The organism is Chryseobacterium sp. c4a (assembly GCF_009900745.1).
GTDB lineage: Bacteria > Bacteroidota > Bacteroidia > Flavobacteriales > Weeksellaceae > Chryseobacterium.
This window is the reverse complement of the sequence record NZ_WXVU01000022.1, coordinates 77,403-94,948: the sequence shown is the minus strand read 5'-3', so window position 1 is coordinate 94,948 and position 17,546 is coordinate 77,403. Positions and strand designations below refer to the sequence as shown.

Genomic DNA, 17,546 nt, shown 5'->3' with positions numbered 1-17,546 from the left:
AAGAACTGCAATTAGACCTGAACAGCTGGTTGTCGTATTACAACAATGAAAGAACGCATACAGGAAAACATTGTTACGGTAAAACACCGATGCAGACGTTTCTAGATAGTAAAACTATTGCAAAAGAGAAATTATTGGAAACTCTTGCAGAGGAACAAAAAATCCTTACTTTTGGAAGTAAGGATAATATTGGATAACTGACAATTATTTTTAACCCCTAACTGTCAGATAAAGTCGTGGCTATTACAGATTACCATTTCTTGACAAGGACACGGCACTTTAAACTCCTTTCTTTACTTGGTTCCCTTCTATGAATTCAGGAGTCTTTTCATAAGAAATATGGCCATCCGCCCACATGATAATTTCGTCCCCGTCTTCGAGGATTTTAGTCGAATTTGATGTTCCAACAATACAAGGAATATCATATTCTCTTGATAGTATACAAGCATGTGACAATATCCCGCCTTCATCTGTAATGATCCCTTTGCATTTTCTGAATAGGGCTACCATATTAGGTTGCGTCATTTCTGTAACAATTATTTTATCAATGTAATCATGAGGCTCCAATATTGATTTATAATTAATTACCTTCACAATACCATGAACATTTCTGTTTAGAGATGGTATTCCAAAAAGGATGCTGTTTAATAATGGAGCGGGTGAATAGTTACTCTCAAATGATTCACCAAAGTAAATGTGCGGTGTCATTTGTTTATTCTTCTTTCTTTTCATTAGCACACCGAGGCTTCTTTTATTTTTCTCAGCCTGTGATAGCTTAATATTGTTTTGGATTAAGCCCACGATGTCCTCAGTAAGATAATACTGATATAAATCACTCTGAGATACATTGTAGTTTTCATAAATCCACTCCATTAGTTCCAACATGTAAAAATAAACCCCGGCCCAACCTTTCTTTACATTCATTCTTTCAATTGACAATTTTTTTAAAAAGATTAAATCACTATCCGGATTCAATTGAAAATGATCCTCCTTATCCTTAATCTTATCCTTAATCTTTATTTTATACTGCTCTCTCACTCCTTCTATCATTTCTTTTTTAGTTTTATAGTTAATAGCAAGGTAGGGGTATTTATTTATGTGATTAAGTATACTGCAATCACTACTGTCATTTAAAGATGAAAAGTCTTCTTGCTCACGAAACATTAAGTCATCGTTACCAGCCGATAACAGCCCTGCAATTTCATTATGAGACCACCTTAATAGCACCTTCCTTTCAATGATGTCGGTTACAATAGGTTCTGAACGCATATAATATCGGATATATTTACAGTAATGTGATGACAGCATTCTGAAATAATCAACAGCAGTATCTTTTGAAAATGATTTTGGACGTTCAATAAATTCTATGGGATCAATGTAGTCGTATTCTTTAGAAAGTACTTTCATTGAATATTTTAGTGCTGAAATGTGATCATTCAACCCAATATAGCAATCAAACACTCCGTTTAAACCTCTGCTATAAATAATTTCTCTATGAAGATAAAGTTCACTACTTTCATTTTCCTCATCTTCACATCTTGTTTTAAAAGCTTGCTCCATTGCCCAAAGTGGTTCGTGTGTTGACCATGCATATCGAAAAGAATCAGATGGGATCATAGTTATAGGTCTACACTGTAATATCCATACTTTTTCGTCATGATCTATACACCATTCAATATCCACTGCCTTTTTAAAAATCATCTCAAGACGAATGATGTATTCATACAATACTAATGGGATGTCTTCATTATCTTCGTAATATTTCTTTTGTAAGGAAACCGTTTTGGGGATAATGCTTCCAGAAACTATATCCTCGCATCGTCCTCTGCTATATTCAATGTAAATATCATTGTCTCCATTAACTGGGTTTATTGAAAAAGCCACTCCAGACATCTTTGAATCAATCTGCTTTTGTACAATTACGGGGATATTTTTGCTTTTTTTAGAATATTCTCTTACTGCTTGAAGCGATATCCCTATTTCATCAGAAGAAACATCTAGCAATGTTTTATAAATACCTGCAGCAGACTTCTTTTCTCCATCTTCTTTATCAGAGCTTGACCTAACTGAGACTTTTCCATGGGATATAAATTTATCATACAATTTTATAAGTTTTTTATCTGAAAGATTTTCAGAAGCATTAACGACAAATCCTGGTGGAACCGCAATTCCCGCCTTAGCGACTATCATTAAATTAAATGCTTTATTTCCCACTAAAGATTTATTTGCCACCTTATATAAATCAATTGCCATATTTATTTATTGTTGATAATTATTTAATAATATAACACAAATATAAAAATATAAATCAATAATAAGGGAATTTTTATTTCATATTGAATTATCAAAATATAGCTTTAAACTCTTCCTGTTTTCTCCATTCCCAAGGGGTTACAACTATTGCATCAGATCAAAACTCTACTGTTTGCATTTTCTTGTAACTTTCCTAACTTCGTATTATCAGAGAATTTAAAACACCACCATCCAAAAAAGCTACTTTAATGGATTCAATAATGACGCAGCCAATTATAGAATATAACGAAACCGATTTTCAAGTTAATCTTCAAGATTATTACACTTGCATGTATTATAAAGGAGAACCCTTTACAGGAACATTAGTTGATGAAAATATAACAACTCAATTTAAAAACGGCAATGCTCATGGGAAATCTGTAGAATATTATGATAACGGTCAATTAGCTAATGAAAGTTATTTTGATGATGGAAATTATGTAAGTTATAAAACCTGGCATCTAAACGGAAATATAAAATCAGAATGTTCAGGTGGAAAAAATGATAGTTTTGAATATGACATTGATGGAAATATTATTCTCCAAAACAATAATTTCTTTTACAAGAATGGAAATTTCAGAACGCGTAATATTCCCTATAAAACAGAGTTTTATAATGATAAAGGAGAATTAATGGTAGTTATCCAACAACATTTAAAAAAATATGAAAAGCCTCTGTTCCATATTAATAAAGAAAAATTTTCTGAATGCTATGATGATCTATATTTCGAGCTATATCCCTATGTTTCAAGTTATAAAGATAATTTAGGACAAAGTATTATTGGATGGTTTTGGTATTTATTATCCCAAGGCGAAGATGATAAAAAATTTGCCATAACTGCCATCAATAAGTTGTTGAGTGATGGGAGGAATCGTGACAAATATGATTTGGAAGATATGTTACACATGATGGACAAAGTTGATTTAAACAACGAATGGAAGAAATATTATTCTGAAATTATTGAATTAAAATAAAACCCGATATATACGCCAATAGATTGCGCAGTAAGAACATACCTTTGAAAAACTGTCAATAAATACGACACAATATAGATATGAAATTTTCAAGTGATTTAGTCATTTATGATTTAGAAGGAAGCTGTAAAACTTTTGGCAGAAACGAAATACATGAAACCAATATAATAGAAATAGGGGCTGTAAAGTTAGACAAGAAAACTTTTGAAATAAAAAGTGAATTCTCAGTTTTAATAAAGCCAAAACATTTTCCAATTCTGCCTGAAATCACAGATATTACAAACATTACCAATGAAATGGTTGAAAATGAAAAGTATTTTGATGAAGCCATTCTCATGTTTTTGGATTGGTATGGAGAAAAAAATAAATCAACTTTAGCAGGGTGGGGGTTGTACTATGATTTACCGCTTTTAAGGAAAGAATTTACGGAATTTGGATTAGATTATACTAAATATTTTGTTGGTGGAGGCTTTGATATCAGAGCATTGGGAGTTTATTGGCTGGCAAAGAAAAACATTTCTACATCCGGAATTTCCTTAGAAAGAGTTTTAGAGAAAATGAATATAAAAGAAGATTTTAAGTTTCACAGGGCATTAGATGATGCAAAGGCAACAGCTTTAATATTACAACAAATTCTAAATGAAAAATAAAAATGACAGAAAACTATATACAATACGTAAGTGGTTATCAAAAAGACAATATTGATGAAAGAGATATATTAAAAGCTATATCAGACATCCAGTTAATGGATGATGAACATGGAGCTTTTTGGATTTCTGTTATAACCAATGATGAAAATGTGATCGAAGTAAATAAAGATTTGTCACTTTCTTTCATTTTTGAAGAACAAGAAACTAAATATCAAGCTATAGATTGGAAAGAAGTTGAAGAACTTTATAAACTATTATTGCTTGAAAGATTTGATGAAATAACCTCGAGATTAAAATAAGTAAAAATCCTTGCCAAACAAAGGGCCGGTAATCAAAGAAATGGAGGTCAGGAAAAGATTATTCAGGAATCTTGAAATATATACAATTTAACATAATATAAATTATAGGAAAAAATATAACATTACAGAAAAGAGTATATATCAACCACACCAATCACTTTATAAGCTTCTCCAGTACATAATTCAGAGCTTTTTCCGGCTGTACCTTATTATCAGGAATTACGCCATGTACATCTTTCTCTGTGGTACCAATATTATAATCTATTGTAGATGATACATTCAGAATTAATTTTGAATTGGGCAATTGTCGTTCTACAACTTCTCCGGCTGAAATAATAAATCCACCGGATTCTGAGCCTATCACTTTTCCAGCTTTGTAAAATTTGAACGCGTTGGCAAAATCTGCAGCCGATGAGAATGTCTGTCCGCTTATCAGCAGATAAATATTTCCTGAGAATTGCTCATTCTGTTTTTTAGGCTGAATTATATTTTTTGTGTGATCTATAACGCCTACAGTTCCGGATATTCCCCGTAAATAATTTTTTAATTCCGTAGAATCGATTTCTGAGGCTTTTAATAAATATTCTTTACGGATATCACTGTATTTAACAAGGGTCTTTTCATACTGTGAAAACGGTTTTGTAACTATATATTTTAAAAGCTCATCTCCAAGCTCTGAATTTCCGCCGCCGTTATTTCGAATATCAATGATAAGATTCTGAATACCTTGAGCTTTTAAATCAGCAAACATATCCTGTAAAAAAACTCTGAATTTCTCCGGATTTACAAACTGGTTAAATGTAAAAATCGCACAGTTTTTATCTTTTACAATTTCATAATAGTAACTTTTAGTAACTAATTTTGGAGAAACGGCTGTTTTTTTCTGTGATTTCCTTATTAATGGAATTTTAAGTTTATCACCCTGATTTACTGTAACTTCCAGCATGTTTCCTTTTTCCAGGAAAAGATTGTAATAATTTCGGTAATTTTTTTGCCTGTTAAATCTCCTGTAACAGATTCTTTATAAGTTGATTTGATGGATTTTATGAAAACTCCTTCTTCGGACACCCTTACAGAAAAAGGAAAAATAAGATAATCTGTTTGGGCTATATCATCTGAAATATTCAGTTCTGTATGACCATCTTCCAATGTTACAATCACCGGCTGAAATGCCTTATAAAGATCAATATTGCTTATTATCGGCTTCTTTACAATAGATTTCTCTGCATTTTGTAGCTCCAGAACAAAATTTTCTCTGGATATTTTACGGTAAGGCTCCACACTTATTTCGTCAATATTTTTTATTAGGAAGTTCATATCTTCCCTCACCTGCTTTGGGGTCATCTCAGCAGTCTGAGCCCAGACAATACAGGGAAAAATAACGAATGAGTAAAGGATTTTACGAAGCATAGATCGTAATTTTTTAATATATTATGTTAAATTGCGAGCTAGAAGATGGAAGTTGAAGACTGGAAGTTACTTTTAGTCGGATAACTGCTGATAATCAGCAAAAATACTGCAAAAAAGGTAAAAAAGAGAAAATTGTCTCTCAACACTTCAAGAACTTCCCTCTTCTTTCGTCCAGCTTCCAACCCAAAAAACTATTCCCCAAACTTCTCTGCCAGATATCCCTTAACTACTTCAAGGAACTCATCTTTCGTCATAAAACGATCCAGGAATTCTTCAAGCTTACCTTTATTATCAAGCTCGTCAAAATAGACTTCATGATCTGTACCATAAACGGTTGGATTAGATTGATCAGGATCTTCCGTACAGATAAAATAATGATCAGGATATCCGTAGGAATAGAAAATACAGAAAAATTCAGGTTTAGAAATTCCTACCACTTCCTGTACATAGTTTTCATCAATCAAATCCTCAAATTCTTCCTGATCTTCTGAGCCTTCTTTAAAAGGAGTAAACATCCAATCTTTCACAAAATATTGCCCATACGCTGAGTCATGCGCTGAAAAATAATGTTCCAGCAGATTCTTATAAAACTCTTCCTGACGATTGTGATATAACTCTTTATTATTCTCATAAAATTGGTCAATTCCATAAACATCCCAATCTTTATCATATAAATAATGATTAAAAGTAATACGCTACCAGTTTTCCATAAAGCTTTTGTCCGTAATTACAGCATCCGTATTTCCCCCTAAAGCTTTGATCTTCTTTATAATATTATCGTTCATCTTTTATTTTTTTACTATACTGTGTTTCAGTCCGCCTTTCCATAATGCGTCTGTTATTTCTTCCTGGCTATACTCATAATAATTACCGTCTTTATCTTTATGAGCCTGAAACAGTTTAATATCATACCCTTTGAAATTTAGCTTCAAAAAATCAGTAAAATAATCGCTTCCGAAGCATATATAATTGTAAAAAATCCCTTTAAAAGATTCATCATCAGGATCGGGAATCTCAAAAGTATTCATTCGTCTTATGATTTCGGACAGCTCATCCTTGGTAATATCTGTCAGCATTTGCGGATCTGGTAAACTGATATCAAAAGAAAGATGTTCTGCTCCATCGCCTTCCCACCATTCCCAAAGATTAAACCGGGACATTTCTTTTCCGGTCATGAAATGAAGCTTGTCTTCCAGCTTTTTATATTCAACGGAGTCTTCGTCTCCATGTTCATCACAATGTTCTGTATATTCCAAAATAAGCTTTAAAACTTCAGGATATCGTTTTTCTGCAATTTCAAAATCCGGTTCTATTTCATCTCTTAACTTCATCATTATCAATATAATTTCAATAATATTATGTTAAATTAACCCACATTAAATTTCTTAGGATACCCTTTTTTACTTTCAACAGTGAAAAATTCATCCAAATCTCCTGATTTCTCTTCATAATAAGTGTTTAGCTGGCTAAGAAAATCCTCAAGATTTGCTGCAATAACATTTCTATCATCATCTCTGTTCCAAAACTCAAGAATTTGTCCTTTATTTCCGGTAAAAATACCTTTGAGATCATAGCAGATATAGTCTCCGCCGCCGTTATGGAAAATGGGAAGCCAATTTTCATTCCACCAGTTTTCAATCTCAAAATCTGTCCCTATCATCGAAGTCAGTTCCTGAGCAATATCAAGCGCCTCTTCCAAAGGGATAAACATTGAATTATTCACAAAGGCATCATAACAACTGCTCTCCTGCCCGTTTTTCCATTGGTAAAGCCTTCCAAGGTCTTCCGGAATCCGAATACCATACTGATTTTCAATACTTTGAATTTCATTTTCAACCAATGAAGTTTTTAACCTATCATAAAACTCAGGCCTGAACTTTTTAATATGTAGATCTAATTTTTCAAGTATTTCTTCCATAGATTTCATTCTCCTCGTTAAAAATACAAAATCTTGTCACAAGACAATCTCAATCTTTTCAAAAGGAACTAATTTTATCCTAACCAAAAAATAGAATATTATGAAACCAAAAATGATTTGGGCCAATCTCGCGGTTACCAACCTGGAACGTACCCAAAAATTTTATGAAGCTATAGGATGTACTCCCAACAATCCTCACACTTCTAATGAGTTAGTAAGTTTCTTTTTCGGAGAAAATAATTTTATTATTCATTTCTTCCTGAAGAATATACTGGAAACCAATGTAAAAGGTGTTTCCTTTGGTGATTCTCAAACTTCAAATGAAATCATATTTACTGTGTCTGCAGAAACCAATGAACAGGTTGACCAATGGGCTGAAGAAGTTGAAAAAGCCGGTGGAACTATTGTATCAAAACCAGAACCTATCGGAAATAATTTCTATGGTTTTGTCTTTGCAGATCCTGATGGCCATAAATTTAATGTCTTCAAAATGTAAAAATTCCAAAATTTTAGCCTAAAATGAAATTTGCCCATAAATCGCCTGTAATTTCAGTAAGATAGCATAGGTACTGGATTAAAAATACTGATTATTTGGACTTCTTTTCGATTTTTTCAAATTTATAAGACTATCGTTCAATGATGAGATATTTTTTGATGTTTTTGGCAATTTATAAGAAAATAGACCTGAATAATTCAGGTCTATTCTATTGAAATTTCTATTTATAAATCTTTTTCTTTAACCATAAACTTATCCGTACAAGCAATATCAAAACAGGTACTTCAACTAATGGTCCGATTACCCCTACAAATGCCTGTTGAGAGTGTATTCCAAATACAGCAATTGCTACGGCAATCGCCAATTCAAAATTATTTCCTGTTGCTGTAAAAGCTATAGAAGCATTTTTATCATACGAAACATTGAATGACTTATTGATAAAGAAACTCACGAAAAACATTAATACAAAATATACTATTAGTGGTATTGCTACTTTTAAAACATCCAATGGTAATTCTAAAATCTTATCTCCTTTCAGACTAAACATAAGTATAATCGTAAATAGAAGGGCATATAAAGTGAACGGAGATATTTTAGGAATAAAATTCCTATTGTACCATTCCAAGCCTTTCAGTTTAGTTAGAAAGTAACGGCTTAAAAAGCCCAATAAAAAAGGAATCCCCAAATAAATCATAACACTTTCCGTAACATCTCTCATTGACACATTTATATTAAAATTTGCCAAGCCTAATTTCTCAGGTAAGAAATTGATAAAAAGCCAAACCATAAAACTATAACTCAAAACCTGAAATATACTGTTTAGAGCTACTAATAATGCTCCATACTCACGGTTACCTTTTGCCAGATCATTCCATACAAGTACCATTGCAATACATCTTGCTAAACCAATAAGGATTAAGCCAATCATGTAGTCAGGTTCATCTCTAAGGAAAAGGATTGCTAGCATAAACATTAAAAGCGGGCCAATAATCCAATTCAGTAACAAAGAAATTCCAATAACTTTTTTGTCTGTAAGTACTTTGGGTAGCAGTGAATAATCAACCTTTGCTAATGGCGGATACATCATGATTATTAAACCAATTGCCAATGGAATATTGGTAGTTCCCACGGATAGAGAGTTGGTAACTTCAGAAATATCAGGGAAGAAATATCCTAAACCTATTCCTAAAAACATCGCCAAAAATATCCAAAGAGTAAGGAATCTATCAAGAAATTTTAATTTTGGTTGCATTACAATTGTTTAATCAATTCTTATTTTTTTATCTGTGAAAAAACGTAAAACATTTCAGCAGCAATCTGTAAACTTCTCTCGCTATATACCTCTGTTTGTTCAGGCGTATCATCAGAAACTTTGGGATCTTCAAAAGTAATAGGAATACGTTTATCAGCTCCAGCAATAAAAGGGCAGCCACCGTCTGCCTGAGAACAAGTCATGATTGCTGCAAAGCCAGAAATAGGGTTAAAAGAACTGTCATATCTTTTAGAAAAACCTATGATGGGATGCCTGTCTTCGTCAAATTTAATAGCATATACAGGATTTTCCGTATCAGAAATTTTCATAATTAAAAATCCCTGTTCGTTCAAAGTCTCTGCGATTTTGGGAAACATTGCCGTTTCTTCAGTCCCTCCTGAATAACAGGTTACATTCGGAATGTCATAATAAACACTTGCAACCTGTGCCCAAACTTGTGACAAGTGGCTTCTTCTTGAATTATGAGTACAAATAAAATTAATGGGTATTTCTTTTTGTTCTTCTACTCTTTTCTGAACAAAATCAACCAATGGTGCTAATGTAGCTTTTCTATCTTTCCCGATTTCCTGATTTTTTAGTAACTCTATTGTTTTTAATAGTTTTGGATACATAGTTTATTACATTTTAATTTATTCAATTTAGCAACACCCAGAATTTGGCGTACAGCAAGACGTTTGAGTAGTAGAAAGTTCAGATAAGTTTACTTTTTCTTTTTTCACAGGAATTCCGCAAGCATCCTGAGCTAGACAAGCTGTTGTTTTGTTTTTAAGAACAAAGTTTTTCCCATTAAACTCTAAATCGAACTTGCCTATTGTTGTATTCTGATACTCAACCTCAATTTCATCATCATCAATTCCCAGTTTCTCTTCTGACAACTTGATAATATGCAGAAGTTTTGTAGGTTTTAGGCGATGTTCAAAATCATCAGCATTCCATAATTGGAAGTTTACCACTTTTTCAATTCGGATCGTACCACCACAATCAATAAAATGTTTTGTTACGGTTCCTACTTCTGTCACATGGAAGTGTTCAGGAACAAATGTTCCATTTTCTAATTGAAATTCTACATTCTCTAATGTTGGTAAAATTTCTTTGATTTCAGATAATTTCATCAATTTTTATTTATCGGTTAAACGCAATATTACGATACATATGGTTAAAAAAATGCCCTAACAGCACTTCTGATTGGTAACAGTGAGAATAATTTTTGAAAAATAGTCTTTGAGTATTCCAAAAGTATTTTCATCAATGCAATAGCAAATTGCGGTACCTTCAATATTCCCTTTGATTAAACCTGCATTCTTTAATTCTTTTAAATGCTGAGATACTGTTGCTTGTGCCAGTGGTAATTCATTAACTATATCTCCACAGATGCAAGTGTCTACTTTTAGCAAATATTCTATAATAGCAACTCTTGCAGGATGGCCTAATGCTTTAGCAATAGTAGCTATTTTATTTTGTTCATCTGTAAAATGGTCTGTCTTAGTTGCTCCCATATCATTTTATATATTGCAATATTACGATATAAAATATCAGTAAAAAAATAATTTATCCTTTTTTATGGATTAAATTATTTTTATTCGATATAAAATACTATAAATCAAATCATTAAATTTAAAAAACACATTTATTATTTATTCATTCCCAAACTGTTATATAACTGCACCTGCCATATTCCCACTACCTCTTTCAACATAACAAAGGTAAATGCAGCATTATAACTGTTAGGAAACCAGGTGATTTCAGTATCTATAAAATCTGATGCCTGCGGAATAGGTTTTAATCCAAAAGTCCGAAACAGCGCAACAGATCTTTTCATGTGAAAACCTGAAGTCACCAGATATAGGTTGGAAACTCCCATCTTTTTTAATATCTCGTTGGAAAATTTTGCATTCTGATAGGTATTCATACTTTGATCTTCTTTAATTAAGTCAGAATCCGGCACTCCCATCTGTTTAAAATTCTCACTGAATAATTCTGCTTCACTAATATGACCTCTTCCCTTTCCGGAAATTAATATTTTACAGGATTGGTTATTTTTTTGAAATTCATGATACAATTGATAGGCAGCCACCATTCTGGAGTAAGACATGGTATGCAGTTTCTCTGTATTGTCAATATCTACAACTCCACCACCCAGCACTACAATAATAGGATTCTGAACAGTTGCTACCTTCATTTCAGGAGTATGGAGATAACTTTTTTGAAGATATCCTGAAGTTAATTTTCCCAGAAAGCCATTTCCTATAAAGATGATTAATACCACCACGGATACAAAAATCCCTATTCTCAGTTTTTTATATTTATTCTTCCTTCTCAGCAGAGCAATAATGACTACTGCAAGAAATACTAAAAAGTAAGGTTCTGTAAAAAGCTGAAAAACACGGAATAAAAGGTCTAGTAAAAATTTCATCGATGATAATATTGATTAATGCTCAGAAAACATTGGATTTGCAAAGATAAGGTTATTTCACAACTGCTCTTTTTATCTATATATTTTTGAACCATTAAGAATATATTAAGCTATCAAAATCGGAAAATAAACATCTCCGAATTTATAATAAAGAGTTTCGGCGGCCTGCGGCCGCCGAAACTCTCTCCACAACCCTTCATCAGGCAAGTGTACTTGCCCACTCTTAGCTCCCTAAAAATAATACTGTCACCATCATAAAACTTTGCGTCTACATTATACTACCTTTCCAGGGTAGCTCTTTCAAAAACTGAGATACCTTTAACTTTACATTTACTTAAAAACCTCACACAGATTAAGCAAATATCATAGATTGTAATCCCCAATCATCTGCTTGATCTCCGAAATCTGCGAAAGATTAAAAACAAGTCTCAGCATTATCAGCCAGAAACCTGTCTTATTTACACCTCTTCATAATTCATCTCCTTTTCTAAGATAATCTGATGTCTCCGAACCGTCACCAGTACTTTATCTCCCGGTTCAAAACCACACTCCTGCAACCACTTCCCTGCAAGGCGGATTTCCGGGAAGAAAACCAGCCTTCTATAGGCTCTTTCAAATGATTTATGGGAAACCGTAAGGTTACGAATGGAGACAATCTTATATTTGCCCCGAATAATTACTTTTCTCATCTTGTTGTTTTTCATCAAAGCAAGAAATATCTGTTGGGCTATACCAGTTATGAATAGGATATTTTATGCTGAAAAGCATCTATTTTAGGAGATAATTTATTTTAAGAAAGGACTTTATTCTTATCTTTTAAAACTTTATATTTGTTATTATGAGTTACACAGATATGCAAAATAAAAAAATACATCAGGGTAGAAATATAAAACGTTTCCGTGAAATGCTGGGCATCAAACAGGAAGCCTTAGCTTTTGAATTGGGTGACGACTGGAATCAGAAGAAAGTTTCTCTTTTAGAACAGAAAGAAACCGTAGAATCTGATATCCTGGCGCAGGTAGCGAAGATATTGAAAGTGCCTGCGGAAGCGATTGAGAATTTTGATGAGGAACAGGCAGTGAATATTATTTCGAATACCTTCAATGACCAATCAAATGGTTATAACTACTATCCTAATTTCAATTTTAATCCTGTAGATAAGATGGTGGAGCTCTATGAGCGTATGCTTGAACAGCAAAAGGACATGATTGAGAAGTTGGAGAGATTGATAGAGAAAAACTAATAGCTAAATAAACTAGGGTCAAAAAATACTTTTAAGCTTTAAGAGTTGTTAAATAATGAATGAACTGTCTGAACAAATCCCTAAAAATGAATATTCAAGAGAATTAAATATTACTTTATTTAAACTCTGGAGAAATAATTTAGCTAATAAAAAAATAAATCATTTATATCAGCTCGTTAATTGTAAACTTACAGATGACAGTTTTAAAAATCTTTTAGAAAACCCTGAATATATTTTACCTGAGATACAAATTGAAAATATTGAAATATCAGCTAGGATTAATGATATAAAGTTTATTATTGGGGACAAGGATAAATTAAATTGTATAAAAAATGCTGTAGACTCTTATATAAGAATATATGAAAGGACTGATGAATTAGATTATCTAATTCGTTCCTTGGAATTAATACGAAAAGTAAAATCTATTTTTAAACAAGATCTTACACGATTAGAAGAGAAAATACTACAAATAATTTTTAGATTAGAATCATCATATTATCAATTAAGACTTTTAAGTGCTTCCATCAATCTTCTAATTCAAAAAGTTTCTTCAGAAAAGCTCAAAGATTATTTTATAGTTAAGTTAGAAGAAAGTTTTAAAATAAACCAATATGATAATGCTACTCATTACATTCAGGCACTAAATAAATTGAGCTATTTTAGTAATAATCAACTCAAAATAGAAACAGCATTATGCTTAGAAAAAGAGGCTGATTATTATGCAAATCAAATAGATAAAGATACCCTTACATATAATCCTAATATATTATCTACTTATCTAGATGCGTTAAAACTAATAAATAAAATTGCAGTAGATGAAAGTTTCAAAACTAGGCTTGAAAAAAAAATAAAAGATCAACAAAAAAAAGAAGTTGAAATTATATCAATGATTGGCATTGCTAGCAAATCAAAATTAAATATATTCCAACTAATAGCAGAACAAAATATTGAAGATTTCAATAGTGGATTTATTTTTCTCATTCGGCATCCTGTTTTTGATATAGGTTTGATTGAAAAACAAGCAAAGGCTCCCATATATCAGCAATATTTTCCAGAAAGTATACAAATTACAAACAAAGGAACAGTTAGCGGTATCTCAAATTCAGAAGATTATAATGTGAACCAAAAAAGGGAACATTATAGAAATACTACAGTTTCATTAATCCAAGAAATTAAATATATAATGGATTTGGATGTAAAAGTATCCAGAGATTGGGTGGCAGAAATGATTAGCGAATGTAACAGTCCATTCATTCCAAAAGATAGAGAATATTTATTTATTGAAGGAATTTACACTGGATTTCAAAATAATTTTATACTTGCATCACATCTCCTTCTCCCTCAAATTGAAAATAGTTTGAAGTACATTATAGAAGCAAATAATAGAAATACTATCAGACTTTCAGATGATATCCAGAACGACAATACCTTAGGCGGTGTATTAAATACGGAGGAAAACGGGAAGATGCTTGATGGTATTTGTGAAAAAAATTTATTATTAGAATTAAACAACTTTTTAGTAGATGGTAATAGTGTAAATTTTAGGAACAAAATATCTCATGGATTAATTTCTCCATTAGAAATAAACTATTACGGTATTTATCTTTGGTGGCTTTCCTTAAAAATGATTGTACAAACTGAAGAATATTTCAAAATAGATAAATAATAAAAGAGATGGATAATTTTAAAGAAGAATATCTAAAAGCTCTTCGAGAAATAGAAAAAGAAGAACTTGAGAAGTATAAACCTCAAATTCAATATTTCAAGAAAATCATGGAAGATAAAGGGATTAAGTTAACTGATGATAACTTTAATTTTTATCAAACCTCTGGCATTATTGTATCTTTCCCTAATATTGTTAATCTATTGGTTGAAGATCTAGTTATAGACAAAGACGGATTAATAAATTTTGATGAACTTAATAAAACATTCGTAAAAAAAACATTTTTCAATGGTTACTTGTTTCATGAAAATTTTGTTTTAATGGCTAACTCCTATTTTAGGAGAGAGTTTCATAAAATAAATAACTATGTACCAAGATTTATTGAATACTTTTGGGAATCTAATGACTCTAATGTAGATCATTATATATCTATTGATATGGATAGAGTAAGGATTGATGTTAATGGCTCTCCTTGCTTAGAGCTTGATACATGGTATGGTGCTCAATTCAATAATAAAATTGATTTAATTCCTGATGGAATAGTGAAATTACGTCCACCAATGGATGTTGAATATACATATATTTCATCTTTCTTTAGAAATGCATATTCCTTAGATATTAAATGGACTACAAAAAATAATATTAAAAGTTTTCAGGCGGAAGAATTTAAAACTGAGGAAATTAAAATAATAAAAAATAATGTTGAATATTTTCCTGTAAGATATATTCATGCAGAATATGATACGCAAAAGGGATATTTCAGGCACTTTGATGGGGCTATCCATTTTTATAATGAAAACGAATATTATGCACGACGTGATTCAGATTTCAATTACAACAATAAGAACCAAGGTCATATAAAAACTTTATCACAGAAACTTTTCAAGATGAACGGTATAGTGAGCATAAACATTTGGATTAAGTTTTGTAGTCATTTTTTTGCAGGAAATCCACTCATCTTTGAATATTTTGAAGATAAATACCCTAATCATATTAATGAAATACTCGAAAAACTAAGATTAAGGAACGAATAAATTTTTATTAGAAAACTTCACTTTATTGTATATTTTCTCAAAAAAACTTGTGTAGCTAAATAACTACACATATATTTGTAGTCAAATAGCTACATTATGAATTTAAGAAGAGATGTTTTTCAGGCAATCGCAGACCCTACCAGAAGATCTATATTGATGCTGGTGGCTGCACAATCTATGACTGCAGGAGCCATTGCTTCCAATTTCGATACCGCAAGACCTACCGTTTCCAAGCATCTTCAGATCCTTACAGAATGTGAACTGTTGAGATCTGAACAAAACGGCCGTGAAATTATTTACCACCTTAATCCCAATAAAATGAAAGAAATAGCCGATTTTATAGAACCATTCCGCAAAATATGGGATGAGAAATTCAATAAGCTTGAAGAAGTGATGAAGGCGTATCAGAACTTGAAGAAAGAGTAAAAGAGATAAAAGATGATAAACGGATAGATAATAGACAATGGCTTCAAAGTTTAACTTGTGGATGTCAATAGTCAATTTTGTTTCGTAAGTGAATCTTTAATTACAAGTGAAAGAATGGCGACCTTGAACTTTAAACATCAAACCTTAAACCCTTTCACTCTCAAACACCAAAACCCTCAACCTCAAAATATGGAACTTAAAACAAAAATTCAAGCAGAAGACGGAAAACAGGAAATCTTCATCATCAGAGAATTTGATCTTCCTGTAGAACTGCTCTTCAAAGCCTATACAGAAGCTGAACTTTTCGAACAATGGATGGGAACCAAAGTCACCAAGTTTGAAAACCAACCCCACGGAAGCTACCGTTTTGAAACTTCCAATCCTCAGGGAGAAGTGATGTTCAGCGCCAATGGAACCATTCATGATATTGTTCAGAATGAGAAGATTATAAGAACTTTTCAAATGGAAAACACGCCTTTTCCGCCTCAGATTGAGTTTTTAGAATTTGAAAAACTAACGGATACTACCAGCAAAATCACGATCCAAACCATTTACAAATCTGTAGATTTCAGAGACCAGCACCTGAAAATGCCGTTCGCCCAGGGAATTAATAGGGCGCATAATCGTTTACAGGAAATGTTTAAAGAGACGGAAAGATAATAGACGAAGAGATGAGAGACATGGATGACAAAGTTGAATCGAGGTTAATGTCAATCGTCAATTTTGCTTCGCAAGTGAATCGTCAATTACCAGTGAACGGGATAATAACCTTGAACCTTGAACCTTGAACTTTAAACTTCAGACACTCTTACCTTTCCACTCTATAAACTCTAAAACTCTCAAACCCTAGAACCCTCAAACCCAAAACACATGAATCCAAAAGTTGATTTTTTCTTCGATAAAGCCACACAATGGAAAGAAGAATTTGAAGCATTAAGAACCATTGCCCTAAGTACCGAACTGGTAGAAGATTTAAAATGGGGCTGCCCGTGTTATACCTATGAAGGGAAAAATATATTCTTAATTCACGGATTTAAAGAATATTGTGCCCTACTCTTTTTTAAAGGCGCTTTGATGAAAGATCCTGACCAGATTTTAATTCAGCAGTCTGAAAATGTGCAGGCGGCAAGGCAAATCCGTTTTACAGATGTTCTACAGATCAATGATCTTGAAAAAGAACTTAAAGCTTATATGTTTGAAGCTGTAGAAATTGAAGAATCCGGAGCTAAAGTTGAAATGAAAAAAACCAAAGACTTTGAAATGGTTGAAGAATTTCAAAACAAACTGGATGATGATGTAATATTAAAAGAAGCTTTTGAATCCTTAACCCCAGGCCGACAAAGAGCCTATCTACTCCACTTTTCCTCCGCCAAACAATCCAAAACCCGGGAAGCAAGGATTGAAAAATGCATCCCTCAAATCCTTGAAGGAAAAGGCCTTAACGACTAATCACAA

The 17,546-nt window shown here is 32.2% G+C and carries 22 protein-coding genes and 1 pseudogene; 11 read left to right on the top strand and 12 right to left on the bottom strand.

Annotated elements, in window-relative coordinates:
* A pseudogene (locus tag GTR01_RS22330) lies at positions 1–197 on the top strand (hypothetical protein); the annotation flags it as partial.
* An 82-nt stretch (positions 198–279) separates the two neighbouring features.
* Here GTR01_RS22330 and GTR01_RS22325 read toward each other — a convergent pair.
* On the bottom strand, positions 280–2,253 hold the full coding sequence (locus GTR01_RS22325) for a PEP/pyruvate-binding domain-containing protein (RefSeq protein WP_160139929.1): 1,974 nt from the start codon (positions 2,251–2,253) through the stop codon (positions 280–282).
* Positions 2,254–2,501: 248 nt separating this feature from the next.
* Between GTR01_RS22325 and GTR01_RS22320 the strand changes: the two genes are divergently transcribed.
* The 3 genes from GTR01_RS22320 to GTR01_RS22310 all read left to right on the top strand — a co-directional run bounded on the left by GTR01_RS22320 (position 2,502) and on the right by GTR01_RS22310 (position 4,215).
* Entirely contained in the window at positions 2,502–3,266 is a 765-nt protein-coding gene (locus GTR01_RS22320; RefSeq protein ID WP_160139928.1) for a hypothetical protein, read from the top strand.
* An 80-nt stretch (positions 3,267–3,346) separates the two neighbouring features.
* Positions 3,347–3,916: a 3'-5' exonuclease gene (locus tag GTR01_RS22315; protein ID WP_160139927.1), complete on the top strand. Its 570-nt coding sequence runs from the start codon at positions 3,347–3,349 to the stop codon at positions 3,914–3,916.
* Between the two features lie 2 nt (positions 3,917–3,918).
* Positions 3,919–4,215: a hypothetical protein gene (locus tag GTR01_RS22310; protein ID WP_160139926.1), complete on the top strand. Its 297-nt coding sequence runs from the start codon at positions 3,919–3,921 to the stop codon at positions 4,213–4,215.
* A gap of 154 nt (positions 4,216–4,369) precedes the next feature.
* Here GTR01_RS22310 and GTR01_RS22305 read toward each other — a convergent pair whose 3' ends face one another.
* The 5 genes from GTR01_RS22305 to GTR01_RS22285 form a co-directional block, all read right to left on the bottom strand.
* Positions 4,370–5,161, bottom strand: a complete 792-nt coding sequence (locus GTR01_RS22305) for a S41 family peptidase (protein WP_160139925.1) — start codon at positions 5,159–5,161, stop codon at positions 4,370–4,372.
* Entirely contained in the window at positions 5,143–5,625 is a 483-nt protein-coding gene (locus GTR01_RS22300; RefSeq protein ID WP_160139924.1) for a hypothetical protein, read from the bottom strand. Before GTR01_RS22300 ends, GTR01_RS22305 begins: the two co-directional genes overlap by 19 nt.
* A 191-nt stretch (positions 5,626–5,816) precedes the next feature.
* On the bottom strand, positions 5,817–6,152 hold the full coding sequence (locus tag GTR01_RS22295) for a hypothetical protein (protein WP_160139923.1): 336 nt from the start codon (positions 6,150–6,152) through the stop codon (positions 5,817–5,819).
* Between the two features lie 261 nt (positions 6,153–6,413).
* Positions 6,414–6,959, bottom strand: a complete 546-nt coding sequence (locus tag GTR01_RS22290) for a hypothetical protein (protein ID WP_228452320.1) — start codon at positions 6,957–6,959, stop codon at positions 6,414–6,416.
* A 32-nt stretch (positions 6,960–6,991) separates the two neighbouring features.
* Entirely contained in the window at positions 6,992–7,543 is a 552-nt protein-coding gene (locus tag GTR01_RS22285) for an SMI1/KNR4 family protein (protein WP_160139922.1), read from the bottom strand.
* Between the two features lie 100 nt (positions 7,544–7,643).
* Here GTR01_RS22285 and GTR01_RS22280 point away from each other — a divergent pair, with 100 nt between their 5' ends.
* Entirely contained in the window at positions 7,644–8,039 is a 396-nt protein-coding gene (locus GTR01_RS22280; protein ID WP_160139921.1) for a VOC family protein, read from the top strand.
* A gap of 220 nt (positions 8,040–8,259) precedes the next feature.
* Here the strand turns inward: GTR01_RS22280 and arsB are convergent, their stop codons facing one another.
* The 6 genes from arsB to GTR01_RS22250 all read right to left on the bottom strand — a co-directional run bounded on the left by arsB (position 8,260) and on the right by GTR01_RS22250 (position 12,414).
* Entirely contained in the window at positions 8,260–9,291 is a 1,032-nt protein-coding gene (gene arsB, locus GTR01_RS22275; RefSeq protein ID WP_160139920.1) for an ACR3 family arsenite efflux transporter, read from the bottom strand.
* A 20-nt stretch (positions 9,292–9,311) separates the two neighbouring features.
* Positions 9,312–9,923: a protein-tyrosine-phosphatase gene (locus tag GTR01_RS22270; protein WP_160139919.1), complete on the bottom strand. Its 612-nt coding sequence runs from the start codon at positions 9,921–9,923 to the stop codon at positions 9,312–9,314.
* A gap of 27 nt (positions 9,924–9,950) precedes the next feature.
* Complete coding sequence (locus GTR01_RS22265) at positions 9,951–10,424, bottom strand: DUF6428 family protein (RefSeq protein WP_160139918.1); 474 nt, start codon at positions 10,422–10,424, stop codon at positions 9,951–9,953.
* 57 nt (positions 10,425–10,481) lie between these two features.
* Positions 10,482–10,808, bottom strand: coding sequence for an ArsR/SmtB family transcription factor (locus tag GTR01_RS22260; protein WP_160139917.1), 327 nt, complete (start codon positions 10,806–10,808; stop codon positions 10,482–10,484).
* Between the two features lie 134 nt (positions 10,809–10,942).
* Positions 10,943–11,725 carry a YdcF family protein gene (locus GTR01_RS22255; protein WP_160139916.1) on the bottom strand — a complete coding sequence of 261 codons (783 nt, stop codon included), beginning with the start codon at positions 11,723–11,725 and terminating at the stop codon, positions 10,943–10,945.
* A gap of 458 nt (positions 11,726–12,183) precedes the next feature.
* Positions 12,184–12,414 (bottom strand): SymE family type I addiction module toxin, encoded by a 231-nt coding sequence (locus tag GTR01_RS22250; RefSeq protein ID WP_160139915.1) that lies wholly within the window; start codon positions 12,412–12,414, stop codon positions 12,184–12,186.
* A gap of 149 nt (positions 12,415–12,563) precedes the next feature.
* Here GTR01_RS22250 and GTR01_RS22245 point away from each other — a divergent pair, with 149 nt between their 5' ends.
* The 6 genes from GTR01_RS22245 to GTR01_RS22220 all read left to right on the top strand — a co-directional run bounded on the left by GTR01_RS22245 (position 12,564) and on the right by GTR01_RS22220 (position 17,540).
* Positions 12,564–12,968 carry a helix-turn-helix transcriptional regulator gene (locus GTR01_RS22245; protein WP_160139914.1) on the top strand — a complete coding sequence of 135 codons (405 nt, stop codon included), beginning with the start codon at positions 12,564–12,566 and terminating at the stop codon, positions 12,966–12,968.
* Positions 12,969–13,023: 55 nt separating this feature from the next.
* Positions 13,024–14,634 (top strand): DUF4209 domain-containing protein, encoded by a 1,611-nt coding sequence (locus tag GTR01_RS22240; protein ID WP_160139913.1) that lies wholly within the window; start codon positions 13,024–13,026, stop codon positions 14,632–14,634.
* Between the two features lie 8 nt (positions 14,635–14,642).
* On the top strand, positions 14,643–15,665 hold the full coding sequence (locus GTR01_RS22235) for a hypothetical protein (protein WP_160139912.1): 1,023 nt from the start codon (positions 14,643–14,645) through the stop codon (positions 15,663–15,665).
* Between the two features lie 96 nt (positions 15,666–15,761).
* Entirely contained in the window at positions 15,762–16,091 is a 330-nt protein-coding gene (locus tag GTR01_RS22230; protein WP_160139911.1) for an ArsR/SmtB family transcription factor, read from the top strand.
* Between the two features lie 189 nt (positions 16,092–16,280).
* The gene (locus tag GTR01_RS22225; RefSeq protein ID WP_160139910.1) at positions 16,281–16,751 is read left to right on the top strand and encodes an SRPBCC domain-containing protein; all 471 of its coding nucleotides are present in this window, start codon (positions 16,281–16,283) and stop codon (positions 16,749–16,751) included.
* Between the two features lie 210 nt (positions 16,752–16,961).
* Positions 16,962–17,540, top strand: a complete 579-nt coding sequence (locus GTR01_RS22220; protein WP_160139909.1) for a YdeI/OmpD-associated family protein — start codon at positions 16,962–16,964, stop codon at positions 17,538–17,540.
* Positions 17,541–17,546 lie beyond the last annotated feature (6 nt).